The sequence below is a fragment of the Phytohabitans flavus genome (genome assembly GCF_011764545.1).
GTDB classification, from domain to species: domain Bacteria; phylum Actinomycetota; class Actinomycetes; order Mycobacteriales; family Micromonosporaceae; genus Phytohabitans; species Phytohabitans flavus.
Genome location: NZ_AP022870.1, coordinates 2,369,384 through 2,383,106, shown reverse-complemented (window position 1 = coordinate 2,383,106; position 13,723 = coordinate 2,369,384). Strand labels below are relative to the sequence as shown.

Here is a 13,723-nt window from a genome sequence, read left to right as displayed (position 1 = left end):
ACGTCGAGCTGCGGGACCCGAGCGGGGCGGTGGCGCCGGTACAGCCGCTCACGCTCGACGACCTGGACCCGAAGCCGCGCCCGCTGGACCTGCTCGCCGACGCGGCGAGCCCGGCCGACCTGGCCCGCCGGCTCGGCCGGTACCTGCTCGCGCCGGGGCGCCGCCCGCAGCAGGTGGGTCCGGACGCGACCGCGCGGCTGCTGCCCGCGCCGACCACACCGCTGGCCGCGGGCGAGGTGTACCTGGCCGACGTCCTGGAGCTGCTGGAAACGGTCTCCGCCACGCTGCGCGCCGCCCGGCCGGCACACGCCTCCGACCTCGACGCACCGGTGTCCACATCGGACAACGATCGCGTGGAACTGACGGACCTCGCCGGCCGCGCCGCACGGGCGTACCAGGATCTCGTGGACCTGCGAAACGCGGTCACCGCCGGACTCACGGCCACACCGCCCACTGTGGACGTTCTCGCCGGCAGGCTCGTCGAAGCCGCCTCTTTCGGCATCGGCGGGGCGCTACCGCCGGTGAACGCCGACGCCGACGCGCTGGTCCGCCAGGCGACCGAGATCCTCGCCGAGCTGAACCGCCGGGTCGACGCCGCGGCCACACCCGCCAACGCCGGCACCGATGAGCAGGTCGCCTGCGTGAAGGCCATCTTCGGGCGGGACTTCGTGGTGGTACCGCGGTTCACCGTCGCGGATCCCGCCGCGCTGGCACGCGCGTTCTCCGGTACCGACAGCGGCGGGGCGGCCGGGCAGGACCCGCTCGCCTGGTTCGCCCGCATGGCCCGCGTCCGGCCCGCCGTCGAGCAGGCCGAGACCCTCGCGCTGTACGGCCAGGCGCTCGGCACCGGGGCCGGGCTCGCCCTCGCGGTCGGGCAGTTCCCGGCGTCCGCGCAGGGGAACACGCAGCGGTGGGTGGGGCTGCCCCCGGCGAGCCCGGACCAGGCGGTCGCCGCCAACGCCGCCTCGGTGGTGGCGCTGGGCGCTCCGCCGGCGGGCGCGACGCTCGCCGCGCTGGTGCTCGACCAGTGGTCCGAGGTCGTGCCGTCGCGCCGGGAGACCACGGCGGTCGCGTACCACTTCGACGCGCCGAGCACCCAGGCGCCACAGGCGATCCTGCTCGCTGTCCCGGGCCGGCCGGCCACCGGAAACTGGACGGTCGAAGAGCTCGTCAACACCGTACGGGAGACGCTCGACCTGGCCGTGGTGCGCTCGGCGGACCCGGTCAGCCTGGGCAGCTTCGAGCACCTCGTCGCCGGCGCGCTCACGCTCCCCAACTGGGGGCCGGGCGAGGCCAGTACCGTCGACGCCGGACGCCTCGCCACGCCTCCGGCCGGGTACGGCGTGCCGCAGACCGTCGGCGAACCTGTCTTGCAGTCGGTCGCCTTCAACTACCCGTCCAGCGCCCCGAGCATGACCGCGGTCCGGCAGGGCCGGCAGGTCAGCGGGATCGTGGCGACCGGCCTGCGGCTGCGCGGCACCGACCGGCAGACGCGGTGGCAGATCGACGCGGTGCCGCCGAACACCACCGACGCGAGCCGGTACCTCGATGTCTATACGGGATCGAGTAACAACCCGGACACCTCAGCGAACCTGACCGTTCGGGCCCATGCGGACACGCCGCCCGGCGAGTACCGCCTCACGGTCGTGACCGGCAGCGGCCAGTCGTCGCGGCCGATCCACGTGCTGCAACGGTTCCACGTCAACCCCACGGTCAACCCTGGAATGCTGCGCCAGGAGCAGTGGGGGTACGTGGCCGATCCGCTCACCGTCACCGGGCGGCGGTTCACCGAGTCCGGCATGACCGTGACGTCCGACCACCGGGCCGTGCGCGGCACCGTCGCCTTCATGAACGCGACAACGGCCCGGCTCTACCTCCGCGTCGACGGCAGCCCGAGGCCCCCGGTCGTCTGGGACCCGACCGAGCCCGGCGCGCCGCACAAGCCGCCGGAGCCACCCGAGCCGTACCGCCAGTCGGTGACCGTGAAGCTCACCATCACCGGTGTCGCGGAGAACGGCGAGACGGCTGACGACGTCGTGAAGTACGTGTACATCACCCTGGACGCGCTGCACTGGCGGGAGGCGGGCATCCAATGACCACCGCGCGCGCCTGGTCCCGGCTGGAGCCGGTGGCCAGGGAAGAAAAGCCGAACGAGGGCATCCGGGCCGAGGTGGCCGACCCGTTGTGGCTGCTGGCCCGGCAGTGGCAGCTGCGCGAGTTCGACGCCGAGGACGCCGGCACTCCAGTGTGGACGCGGCTGGCCGGCGCCACGAGCGGGCTGACCCGCTTCAAGGCCGGCGGGCCGGACGGCACCGCCGGGTACGAGTTCGAGGCGGGGACCGCTCCCCTGGAGGCACTCGTCGAGGCCGAGCCGCCCGAGGTGGTCGCCGCGGACAAGGGCTTCGCGGTGCGCGCCGGCGCGTACCTGATGCGGCTCATGTCCACCACGACCGGCGTGCCGGCCGGCTACCGCGCCGCACTGCCCGGCGCCTACCTGGTCGCCGCCGCGCAGGTGGCGCCCGGCCAGCGGCTGCTGGCCCGCACCGTACCCGACGGGGTTGCCGCCTATGCCGCGTTCCACCAAGGGCTGCGCGGCGGCGGGTCACCGACGCTACCGGCGAACCCGCCCGTGCCGGCCGGGGCGACGGCAGCTGTCCGCGCCGCCGCCGAGCGGTTCCTCGACTGGTACGACAACCTCACCGGCGCGACGGTGTCCACACCGGACATGTGGCGGCCGGAGCGGTTGGAGTACCAGCTCAGCGTCGCCGCACCGACCGCCACCGGCGAGGTCGTGCTGGCCGCGGAAGAGTACGCCTCGGGCAGCCTGGACTGGTGGTCGTTCGACCGCGTCTCCGGCTCGCTCCGCGCCAGCCAGGGCGACGCCGGCGGCGAGGTGCGCGACTTCGTGGCGGCGGGCATCCCGACCCCGGTGTCCTACCGTGGCATGCCGGTGCCGCGCTGGTGGGAGATGGAGGACGCCGCGGTCGACTTCGGCGCGATCGGCACCACCACCGACAACACCGCCGCGCTGATGCTCGTCGAGTTCGCCACGGTGTACAGCAACGACTTCTTCCTGGTGCCGGTGCCGATGGACGTGGGCAGCCTCTTCCGGGCCACGTCGCTGGTGGTGACCGACACCTTCAACACGCGCCACCTGGTACGGCCGGCGTCCCAGTCGTACCGGGGCGACGGCTTCGCGCTGTTCGAGCACCGCCACCTCGGCTCCGCCGTACGCGACAGCACGTTCTCGCTACTGCCCACAGTGGACGAAGGCCACACGGCGAAGCCGGTCGAGGAGCTGTGGCTGCTGCGCGACGAGACCGCCAACCGTTTCTGGGCGGTCGAGTCCGTGGTACACGCCCCGGACGGTACCCGGGTGGACCGGGCCGAGGCGTTCGCCGAGCAGGTGCGGCAGGAGACCGCACCCGGGCAGACCGCCACCCCGGCCGCCGACCCCGACCTGCCGCTGCGCTACTTCCTGCGCACCCAGGTCCCCGATCACTGGTTCCCGCTCAATCCCTCCGATGGAGCTCACATGTCGTCGCTACTCGAGGTCGGTCTCATGCCCCGCCTGGACGGGTCGGAGCCGCCAGAACCCTGGGCCAACTCCTCACCGAACTGCGCGAGCACGGGCTGCACCGGGAGGAGGTGACCGCCGCCGGAGCGCACGTGAGCCGGTCCTGGCAGTACGCCCGCGGCGCCGACGGCCGCGCCCACCTGTGGCTGGGGCGCCGGGCCACGTTCGGCCGGGGCGGTGGCGCCAGCGGCCTCTACCACGACGTGGTCTGGCCCGGCCCGGTCGCCGGGCTCGGCCTGCCCGGACCGCAAGGGCCGGAGGGACCGTCCGGCCCACCCGGTCCGCAGGGCCCCGGCGGCCAGACCGGCCCGCAGGGCGTGCAGGGCTCGACCGGCCCGGTCGGCGGGCGCGGGCCGGCGGGCCCGTCCGGCCCGCAGGGGCCGATCGGTCCCGGCGGACCCACCGGGCCGTCCGGACCGCAGGGTCCCGACGGGGAGTCCTATGTGGTCGCCGCCGGCCGGTTCGACGAGCGGGGCCAGGCGATCGCCGCGCCCAACTTCGCGTACAACCTCACCGCCAGCCCGCGCAAGGACGCCCCGCACATCTACGACCTGTCCTCGCCAGCCTTCAACCAGGAGGGGTACTTCATCGTCCGGGGCTCGGCGGTCGCCAGCGCGAGCCTCCCGCCGTCCGTGCTCGACGTGCTCTACGACGAGCGTGCCCGCCTGTACTCCGTGCGGGTCACGACGGCGTCCGGCGCACCGCAGCCGATGTCGTTCATGGTGGTCGTCAGCCGCTTCCCCGGCAACATGATCCCCCGTCCGGGCCTGTAACTGTGACCGCCCCGGTCCTGACCGCGCTGGAGCGGTTCGCCGAGCGCACCGACGAGCGGTGGCTGTACGGGCCGCGCGCCCTACCCGGCGAGTTCCGGTCGTACACCACCGGCTTCGCCACCTGGCGCGGCTGGGTGTCCGAAGTGGAGCGCTCCTGGCCCGACCCGGCCGCCGTGGTCGCCCGGCTGCGGCTGGCCGGGGAGCCGGGCGCAAGCCGGTGGCCGGTGGGTCGGCTGCTGGCCACCATCTCGGCGGATGCGGCCATCGCGCCGCTGACCACGGCCGACCTGTCCCGCCGCGCGCTCGACGGCCTGTACCGCACCGGCCAGGTCGAGGTGGAGCGGGACGCGGCCGGACAGCCGTCCTGTGTGGACCTCGACCGCGTCCTGCTGCTGCTCGACGCCCGCCTGAACGGGACCACCGCGACCGGATCGGTGATCGACCCGGAGGTCGCGTTCGGATGGCCGGGGCTGCTCGCCGAGGCGTGGTACGGGTACGAGGAGCGGCGCCGCGCGGCGAAGGCGGCGGCGGAGCGCGCCGGGCAGCCCTGGACCGAGCCGGCCGGCGACCTCACGCAGCCGCGGCGCTGGCTGGACGAGTCGATCCTCGCGCACTGCCCGGTGGAGCGCCTTTTCGGCATGATGGACGGCACGGTCCTGGCCGGCTTCTGGACGCCGCTGCACGCGTTCGGCGCGACGCTGGAGCGCTACTACGGCCCGGCCGTACCCGCCGACCGGTTCGAGTCGCACGCGGCCAACCGGGGCCGCCGGTTCGTGCTGTCCGCCGGCATCGACCACACGGTCCGCGCCGACGGCACGGTCGTCCTCGGCAACGGGGTACAGGCGGCGGTCGTCGCGCGGGTGCGTACGGCGGCCGCCTGGCTGTCCTATCTGGACGACCCGGTCACGGCGGCGTTGCGCTGGGCCGCCATCGAGGAGCGGCTGGACAGCCCGTGGGGCGCCGCGATGCTCACCGAGCTCGGGCAGCGGTTCACCGCCTTCCTGACCGCCGTCGTCAACCAGGACGGCACCGTGCGCGGCGGGTGGCCCCAGCGCCCGACCGCGCTCGCCGCGTACGGCGGGTTCGCGCTCCGCGCCGGCGACAGCGACACCGGCCGCCGCTTCGGCGGATACCCGCGCTCGGGCAACATCCAGCCGGCCAACCCGGTCGCCGCCCTCCAGGCCCGCCTGCGCGACCTCGGCTTCGCGGTGCAGGACGCGACCGGCGAGTTCGCCACGTCCACCGCCGCGGCCGTGCGCGAGCTCCAGTTCGGCGCGTACGCCAACGAGGTGAGCGCGGTGCGCTCCGGCGTGGCCAGCCGCCGGCCGGCGCACCGCCGATACCTCGGTGCCGCCACCGGCGTGGTGGACGAGGAGACCGCCCGCGCCATCGACGTGTGGCACGACCCGGGCCGGTACGGGGTGTCCGGAGTGGACCGCTTCGTCCGCACCACGCTCGCCGGGATCGGCGCGGCCGAGCTGCTGCGGCGCTGCCAGGCCCAGCTCTTCCGGTGGTCGGCGCTGACCGAGGGACGCGCGCACGCCGGGCTGACCGACGCCCAGTGGCGCGCGGTCGGCGACGCGCAGAAGGCACAGCTGCGCCGCCGGTTGGTGCGCCGCAGCCGGTACGCCGACGATCCGCACGGCGCCACCGACCTCGCCGACGTCGTCGACCCGCACTTCGCGTTCGACAGCGACGACCTGGAGAACGTCTTCCAGCTGGAGGCCGTGGCCGAGTTCTACGCGAACTACACCGACCCGTGGCTGCCACTGGCCGAAGTACGGGTGCCGGGCGAGAACGTGCCCCGCGCGCCGGGCGACTCCCGGTACGTCACCGCCGACATGCTCGACCCGTCCGGCGAGGCGGCGCGGGCGGTACCGCCGCCGGCCGGTTCGACCACGACGAAGAAGGTCGTGCTCGACGGCACCGTGGACCTGAGCCGGGTGTGGACCTACGGGACCAGCGCACCCCACCGCGACCTGATCTACCTGGCCGGCGCCACGTCACGCGCCTCCAAGTGGTACAAGATCAACGGTGTCGACGTGGCGACCCGGACGCTGACGCTGGATTCGGACCCGAAGATGGGCACCGCACCGTGCGCCTGGAAGATCCGGATACGCCCCGGCTCGTCCTGATCGACCCGCTGGGACATCGGCCCGGCCTGCGGGGCGAGCACGCCGCCGTCGCCAGCCCCGCCGAGCAGGACGCGCGGATCGTGAAGCTGGACGCCGGCAACGAGCTGGCCACCGTGAACATCAACTTCGACACCATCTACCTGCCCGGCGACACCGCCCGCGCCTCCAAGACGTACCGGATCGTCGGCTGCGACCGCGACAGCCACACCGTCACCCTGGACGGCGCGCCCCGGCTCGACGCCCACCACTCGGCCTGGCAGATCCCGGCCGGCGTCGGGGGCGAGTTCACCCCGCTGGAGACGGAGTTCACCGCCAACAAGGCCGGCGTCGACTACTACGAGGGCGTGATGTTCACCGTCTTCGACGGCCGGGTGCACACCGCGCTCTCCTGGACCAGCTACACCTCGTGCCGGGAGGAGGGCGGCGGCCTGTCGTCGGTGCGTGGCAACACCGAGTACGCGACCTACTCCTGGGTGTCGGAAAACAACTTCCGCAACTACTCCTTCGTCGTCACCGAGAAGAGACTGCCCGACCCCGACCACATCGACGTCGGCCGGTACTACTTCGACGGCATGGCCAACCCGCCGGGCAGCTGGCCGGCGCCGGCGCCCACCCCGTACGTCAGCCGCGACAAGGACGGCAAGGGGAGGATCCGGATCCACGATGGACACACAGGCGTCGGCGAAAACGCCACCAAGACGGGATCCGAAGGGTGCATCGTCTCCCCGCTGGTACACGAGTGGCGATCCCTCATCACCGGCCTGTACATCGCCGAACGCCCGCTGATCGGAATCGCCGGCACCGAGGCCACACTGGAGAAGGTGCGCGCGGCGAACACCCGGGCGCTGGCCCAGGCAGCCTGGTCCGCCGGCGAAGAAGGCTGGGCCTACCACGTCAGCGCCCGACTGTGGCTCGTCCGCCCCGACGAACGCTCCGAGCCCCCGCCGGCGGCGGCGCCCTAGCGCGCCGCCGCCGGTAACCGGCGGTCGGTTGACCTCGGCGGCTGACTGGATTGTAAGATCGTCATACAACCAGTGTCGACGAAGGGCCCGGATCGCGTGGACGAGGTGCTTCTTCCGGCGGCTCAGCCGGACGAGTTCGACCGCCTGCTGCGCGGCGCGATCGACGTCCACGTGCACGGGCAGCCGGACCTGTCGGCCGGGTTGCCCAACCGCGGCGCGGACGTCGACGTGGCCCGGCTGGCACACGCGTACGGGATGTCGGGGTGGGTCCTCAAGTCCCACCTCTGGTCCACAATGGACCGGGCCGGGGCGGTCCAGCGGGCGATGGCGGAGACCGGGTTCACGGTCTACGGCAGCATCACCCTCAACCCGCCCGCCGGCGGCCTGGAGCCCGCGGTCGTCGAGCTCGCCGCCGCACACGGTGCGCGGGTGGTGTTCCTCCCGACCTGGGGCGCCGCCGCCGACGTCGCCCGCGACGGGTACATCTCGATGCTGCTGCGCCGTATCTCCCCGTCGTTCGGCGAGTACAACGACCGCACCGCCATCGCGCTGTGCGACTCCACGGGCGCCCTGTCCGGCCGGGCGCGGGCAGTCGTCGACGCCTGCCACGCGCTCGGCCTCGCGCTGGCCACCGGTCACGCCTCGGTCGAGGAGAGCCGGGCGGTCGCCGAGTACTGCGCGGGGATCGGACAGCGGCTGCTGGTCACCCACCCGCTGCACTACGCGAAGGACGCGGCGCGGCTGCGCGAGTTCGTGGACATGGGCGCGTACCTCGAGTTCTGCAACGCGCCGCTGGTACATCCGGACGGGCACCTGACGATCCGGGACGTGCACGAGGCGCTGGCCGGTGTCGGGCCGGAGCGGGCGATCCTGACCACCGACGTGTTCTCCCGCTGGGTGCCGCCCGAGCCGGAGTGCCTGCGTATGTTCGTGGAGCAGCTCGCGTACCTCGGCTGGACCGCCGAGCAGATCGCCACGATGGTGGCCGCCAACCCGCGCGCCTTTCTGGGGGTACCGGTATGAGAGTCGACGACCTCGATCCCGCGGACATGACCGATGCCCAGCGAGAGCTGTACGAGTGGTACGCCACCGGACCCCGCGCCGCGCCGGACAGCCCGTTCCGGCTCGTCGGCGCGGACGGCCGGCTCCAGGGCCCGCCCGCGGTCTGGATCCTCAGCCCCACGTTCGGTCAGGCGCTGCGGCACATCGGCGGTGCGGTGCGCTTCGGCTCGCGGCTGCCCGCCCGGGCCTGCGAGATCGCGATCCTGCTCGCCGGCCACCACCACCGCAGCCCGTTCGAGCTGTACGCGCACACGCGAGCCGGCGCGGCGGCCGGCCTGACCGACGCCGACCTGGCGGCGCTCGCCGCTGGCGAGGAGCCGGCTGGGATGTCCGATGTGGAGGCTTGCGTCTACCGTACGACGCGGCGGATCCTCGACCACGGCACGCTGGACGACGGCGAGTTTCGGGACGCGGCCGGCGTGCTCGGCGAGGTGGAGCTCTTCGAGCTGGTCACGCTCATCGGCTACTACACGATGGTCGCCTTGCAGCTGGCCGTCTTCGACGTACAACCGCCGGCGGTCGCGCCGTGAACTACTCCATCTGGATCCTCGAGTACGGCTTCGTCGACCGCTTTCCGGCCAGCAACATCTTCGCCGCCCAGCCCAACGAGGGGCACCGGCGGATGCCGTACTGCTTCGGGCTTGTCCGCTCGGCCGACCGCTGCGTGCTGGTGGACACCGGATTTGTCGACCAGACCGTCTACGACAGGCTCACCGCCAAGTACGGCTACACCCGGTGGCGGGCGCCGGTCGACATGCTCGCCGCGGTGGGCGTACAGCCCGAGCAGGTCGACACGATCCTGTTGACCCACAACCACTTCGACCACGCCGGCTGCGTCGACGCGTTCCCCGACGCACACGTCTACATCCAGCGGCGGGAGATCGACCGCTACCTGGCCGCGGCCGCCCGCCCCGGCCGGTTCGAGTTCCTGACCCGGTTCAGCCAGGCCGACCTGCCGCAGCGGCTGGCGGCGAGGCGGTCGACGCTCGTCGAGGGTACGTTCGAGGTCGCGCCGGGCATCGAGCTGCGCCCGGCGTACGACACCCACACCGCGGGCTCGCAGGTGGTCGCGGTCACCAACGAGGTGGACGGGCCGTGGGTGTTCGCCGGCGACAACGTGTACAGCTACGAAAACGTCGAAGGCTTGCGCGGCGACGGCGTCCTCGTACCCATCGCGATGAGCACCGGCAGCGCCACGACGTGGCTCGACTTCGCCGACGGGCTGCTGGAGAGCGTAGGCCGGGAGACCCGGCGAATCCTGCCGTTTCACGAGCCGGCCGTGTGGGACCGCTTCCCCACCGCCACAGTGGACGGCGAGCTGCACATCGCCGAGATCTCGCTAGCCGCCGGCCACCCCAGCATCGTCCCCTCGTAGGGACCCGCCGCCGGGGAGTTCGGCGAGCAAGTCGTTGGCGCGCGTGGCGAAAAGGTGGGCTCCGCGCTCCTGCGCAAGGGTGAGCGCTCGATGGGCGGCGCGCACGGCGGACTGGACGTCGCCGCCGGCTCGGAATGCCTTCGCGCGGATGAGGATGACCAAGCCCTCCGCATATCGTTCGCCGTACGTGTCGATGAACGTCTCGGCCTTGTCCAACGCGGTCATGGCGGCGGAGAGATCGCCGGCGCGAAGCTGGACCTCGGCGAGAAGCGCGTACCACGTGGCTAGGTTCGATCGAGGTGGGTCGACCAGTGTGGCCTCGATAATGCGCTCCATCTCGATGGCCGGCGTGACCGGGTCACCGCCGGACATGGCCGTCGCCCAGTGCCTCGCGAGCCGTGGGTAGCTGCCGGAGAATGTGAAGGAGAAGTCCGGGTCAGCGCTGATCGCCTTCTCAGCCGTCCAAAGCGCCCAGGCGAAGTCTCCCGCGGCGGCGGCCGCGGTGACCGCGAACGAGCCCCAGATGCTGATGGCATAGGGGTCGTCGCCAGCGCCGAACTCCACCACGTCGAAAAGCTCGCGCGCGGCGACAAGGTCGCCGCGCAGCGCGGTGTTGAGCGCTAACATGACCGGCGTCATCATCTGAAGACGGTGTCGCAGCGGCTCGGCGTCTCGATGGGCACGGATGAGCGCATCTGACTGGCTCAGGTTTCGATATGCCTCACCGACGTTGCCCGAACTCCACTGGTGCACTCCCCACGCGTGATGGCCGGAAGCCCGGACGACAGGGTCCGAGGAGCGCCGGCCATAATCCAGCAGTCGGCGCGCGAGGCGCCCAGCGGCGTCGAGCTGGATGCCCTGGGCGTGAGCCAGGAAGCGGGAGAAGAGGAAGCCGATAGCCTCTCGTTCCTGGCCGAGCGACCGCGCGACCTCCTCGGCGCGGTCCAGATGGTCCATAGTGGCTCCGACGAAGCCGGCGTGGATACCCGCGATGGCCGTCAGCTCGGTGAGCGCGGTCAGCTCGAGGTCGAGGAGTCCGGCGCCGCGTGCGATGCGGGTCGCGGTGTCGAGGTGCTTCTCCGCGGTCTCGTAGGCGGATCGTCTTGTCGCGATGCGGGCCGCGACGACGAGTGCTTGCGCCGTCTGCTTCGGCTCGGCGAGCGGGCCCGCCGAGCACAGGTGGTGGGCGAGTGCCTCACCATGGCGCTCGGCTGGTTCCTGGATCTGCGCGAGCGCGGCCGCGATCCGCAGATGGAATTGGCTCGCATCCGATCGTGTGGTCGAGCGGGCTACCGACTCGCGGACGAGATCGTGCACGAACCGCCAGTCACCCAGGTAGCCGGAGGTCACCTCGACCAAGCCAAGCTCCTCGAGGGCCTCTAGGCGAGTGAGGCACTGCGACACGTCGAGGTCGGATGCGCTCGCCAACAGGCGGGCGTCGATGTCGCGGCCCATCAGGGCCGCGATGTCGATCAGGCGACGGTCTCCCTCGTCGAGCTTGCTCGTCCGGTCGCGGACGATGTCGCGTACCGTGGCCGGGACGGCGGCTTGGGCTGCCGCCTGGTCAAACAGGTGGTTCTCTTCGGCCAAAAACCTCGCGAGCTCGCGGACGAACAGCGGGTTGCCCTCGGTGCGGGCCTGAATGCTCCGCGCGACGCCGGGACTCGGAGACTGACCAGTCTCCTGGCGGACCAGCTCGGCGACATCGGATGGGTCGAGGGGACCAAGAGCGATGCGTCGGTGGCGGTCTTGGCGCGCGACCGCCGCCAGCATGCGCCGCACGTGTTGACTGGGTGTCGGTGCGTGGCCGCGTAGGGTGCCCATCAACACGCTGCTGGCCGGGAGCGACTCGGCCAGGTGTGCGAAGAGTTGAAGCGAGGACTGGTCTGCCCAGTGAAGGTCGTCCACGACCACGACCAAAGGCTGGCGTGCGGCGACCGCGCTGAACAGTGCGACGACGTTGCTGTACAAACGGAACTGCGCTCTGGCATCGGGCCGCGCCAGGACTTCGGCACGGTGTGCGGGGTGCTGTAGCAGGCCGCCAAGTTCGGCGGTCCAACGCGCCCGATCGTCCTCAGGCAGTGCCGCGATCAGGGCCTCGACAATCTGGACCCAGGGCCACATCGACGGAGTGCCTTCGCCCTCGTGGCATCGACCCCAGACCACAAAAGCACCGTTCGCAGCGGCCTCGTCGGTGACTTCGGCGACCAACCGACTCTTGCCCACCCCTGGTGGACCCTCGACGAGGACGATCCTCGCCCCGGCGAGGGTGGCAGACTCGACGGCATGACGGAGGAGGGCAAGTTCCTCCTGTCGACCCACCAGACGATCGGACTGACTGCCGGAACGTTCCCGCGCTCCGGCTGTGGAGCGCACGCCGGACTCAGATCTGGGCGAGGCTTCGGGAGGAAGACCGGCGGAGCGTGGTGTAAAGACAGCCTCGGCTTGCTGAAGGACGTGTCGGTGCGCCTCGCGAAGCGCCGGACCGGGATCTATGCCCAGCTCGTCGGCCAGCCGTGCGCGCACCGTGTCGAACACGGACAGGGCCTCCGCCTGCTGTCCCGACGCTGCCAGGGTGGTCATGAGCGTCGCCTGGATGGTCTCGTCGAAGGGCTCGATCCATGCGGCTAGCCGCAGGGGTTGCAAGATGCGTGCGGCACGACCGCGAGGCACGATAACGCGAGCGGCCTCGACGCAGGCGTCGAGCAGCTCGCGGTTGACGGAGGCGAAGAGGGGGCCAGCGGTGGCGCTGACGGCCAGCCCGTCGCCCGCGGACCCTCGCCACCGCGACAAAGCCTCTCCGTAAGCATCGGCTCCCTCCTCGAACCGCTGAGCGTCCAGTGCGGCGCGGGCCAGGCCGAGGAGCTGGCGAAACTCAGTCAGGTCGAGTGCCACGTGGCTGTCGTCGAACTGGTAGCCGCCGCTGCGGCGGTGGAGGTAGGAGCCGGCCGCCCGCGCGGGCAGGTCCGGTTCGAGCAGCCGTCGCAACGTCCCGACATATTTCTGAACGATGTTCAACGCCGACGTCGGCATGCTGTCGTCCCAGATGAGGTCGATGAGCTCAGAAGGGCTCACCGGTCGACCCGCACGCATCAGCAGCAGGGCCAGCAGGTAGGTCTGCTGCCGCGGTCCGGTGTCGACCTCGACGCCGTCACGCCACACACGCAAGGGACCGAGGACCTGGACGGTCAGCGAAGCGCCGCCACCCCCTGGACCGGCCACGGGCCCGGCAGCAGCGGGTACGGCGAGCGTCGGTTCGGTTTCGACGCTTCGTCGTGAGGCGGAGGCCTCGGCCATCGCGCGCTTCCTCAGACCGGGTGGATGTTGAGGAAAGGCTACCCCTGGCCTGCTCTGCTTTCCCAGAGGAAGCGGCCCCCGCCCAAGAGCCAGACGCATAGCGCTTCCCGGGAGGAAAGCAGGGCAAATGCGACCAGCGCGCACACCCAACCCCCGCGCCCTCTTAAGATCGGTATTTGCCCCGGTCCGCGCCAGTCGCAGACCGTATGCTCCCGCGGGCACCGCTGCGGTCGGCGGCTCGCTAGCGCTCCCCGAAACCCCCGACCTCCGCTGCCACGTCCGCGGTCCAAGCCCAACCCCAACCCCGACCGGGACCAAAGGTGGGTGCGCAGGCGCATTCGCTCCGCTTACCTACTCCGAACGCGAGAGATCTTGGTACCCAACCGCCCCTCCAGGAGCAACTCTGTACCACGATCTGCCAGACAGCAGATCAAGGTTGGGCTTGGAGCGCGGACCCGGCAGCGACGGTCGTGGTCGGCCGACCACGACCCAGGGGTCAGCTTGCCCAACCGCGAAGGGTGAGGCCGCGGGAGCGACGGTCT

The 13,723-nt window shown here is 71.9% G+C and carries 9 protein-coding genes; 8 read left to right on the top strand and 1 reads right to left on the bottom strand.

The window, feature by feature from the left end; genetic code table 11:
* Positions 1–173: 173 nt before the first annotated feature.
* The 8 genes from Pflav_RS10230 (at position 174) to Pflav_RS10195 (ending at position 9,884) form a co-directional block, all read left to right on the top strand.
* Positions 174–2,096, top strand: a complete 1,923-nt coding sequence (locus Pflav_RS10230) for a hypothetical protein (RefSeq protein WP_173035681.1) — start codon at positions 174–176, stop codon at positions 2,094–2,096.
* Positions 2,093–3,652, top strand: a complete 1,560-nt coding sequence (locus Pflav_RS10225; RefSeq protein WP_173035679.1) for a hypothetical protein — start codon at positions 2,093–2,095, stop codon at positions 3,650–3,652. The genes Pflav_RS10230 and Pflav_RS10225 overlap by 4 nt, the downstream gene beginning before the upstream one ends.
* Positions 3,649–4,350: a hypothetical protein gene (locus Pflav_RS10220; protein ID WP_173035677.1), complete on the top strand. Its 702-nt coding sequence runs from the start codon at positions 3,649–3,651 to the stop codon at positions 4,348–4,350. Before Pflav_RS10225 ends, Pflav_RS10220 begins: the two co-directional genes overlap by 4 nt.
* Positions 4,351–4,352: 2 nt before the next feature.
* Positions 4,353–6,485, top strand: a complete 2,133-nt coding sequence (locus Pflav_RS10215; RefSeq protein WP_173035675.1) for a peptidoglycan-binding domain-containing protein — start codon at positions 4,353–4,355, stop codon at positions 6,483–6,485.
* Positions 6,446–7,447 carry a hypothetical protein gene (locus Pflav_RS10210; protein WP_173035673.1) on the top strand — a complete coding sequence of 334 codons (1,002 nt, stop codon included), beginning with the start codon at positions 6,446–6,448 and terminating at the stop codon, positions 7,445–7,447. Before Pflav_RS10215 ends, Pflav_RS10210 begins: the two co-directional genes overlap by 40 nt.
* Before the next feature lie 72 nt (positions 7,448–7,519).
* Entirely contained in the window at positions 7,520–8,470 is a 951-nt protein-coding gene (locus tag Pflav_RS10205) for a DUF6282 family protein (RefSeq protein WP_173035671.1), read from the top strand.
* Complete coding sequence (locus tag Pflav_RS10200) at positions 8,467–9,039, top strand: carboxymuconolactone decarboxylase family protein (RefSeq protein ID WP_173035669.1); 573 nt, start codon at positions 8,467–8,469, stop codon at positions 9,037–9,039. The genes Pflav_RS10205 and Pflav_RS10200 overlap by 4 nt, the downstream gene beginning before the upstream one ends.
* Positions 9,036–9,884: an N-acyl homoserine lactonase family protein gene (locus Pflav_RS10195; RefSeq protein WP_173035667.1), complete on the top strand. Its 849-nt coding sequence runs from the start codon at positions 9,036–9,038 to the stop codon at positions 9,882–9,884. The genes Pflav_RS10200 and Pflav_RS10195 overlap by 4 nt, the downstream gene beginning before the upstream one ends.
* On the opposite strand, the gene Pflav_RS10190 is transcribed toward Pflav_RS10195, so the two are convergent.
* Positions 9,849–13,181 carry an AAA family ATPase gene (locus tag Pflav_RS10190; RefSeq protein ID WP_173035665.1) on the bottom strand — a complete coding sequence of 1,111 codons (3,333 nt, stop codon included), beginning with the start codon at positions 13,179–13,181 and terminating at the stop codon, positions 9,849–9,851. The genes Pflav_RS10195 and Pflav_RS10190 overlap by 36 nt on opposite strands.
* Positions 13,182–13,723: the final 542 nt, after the last annotated feature.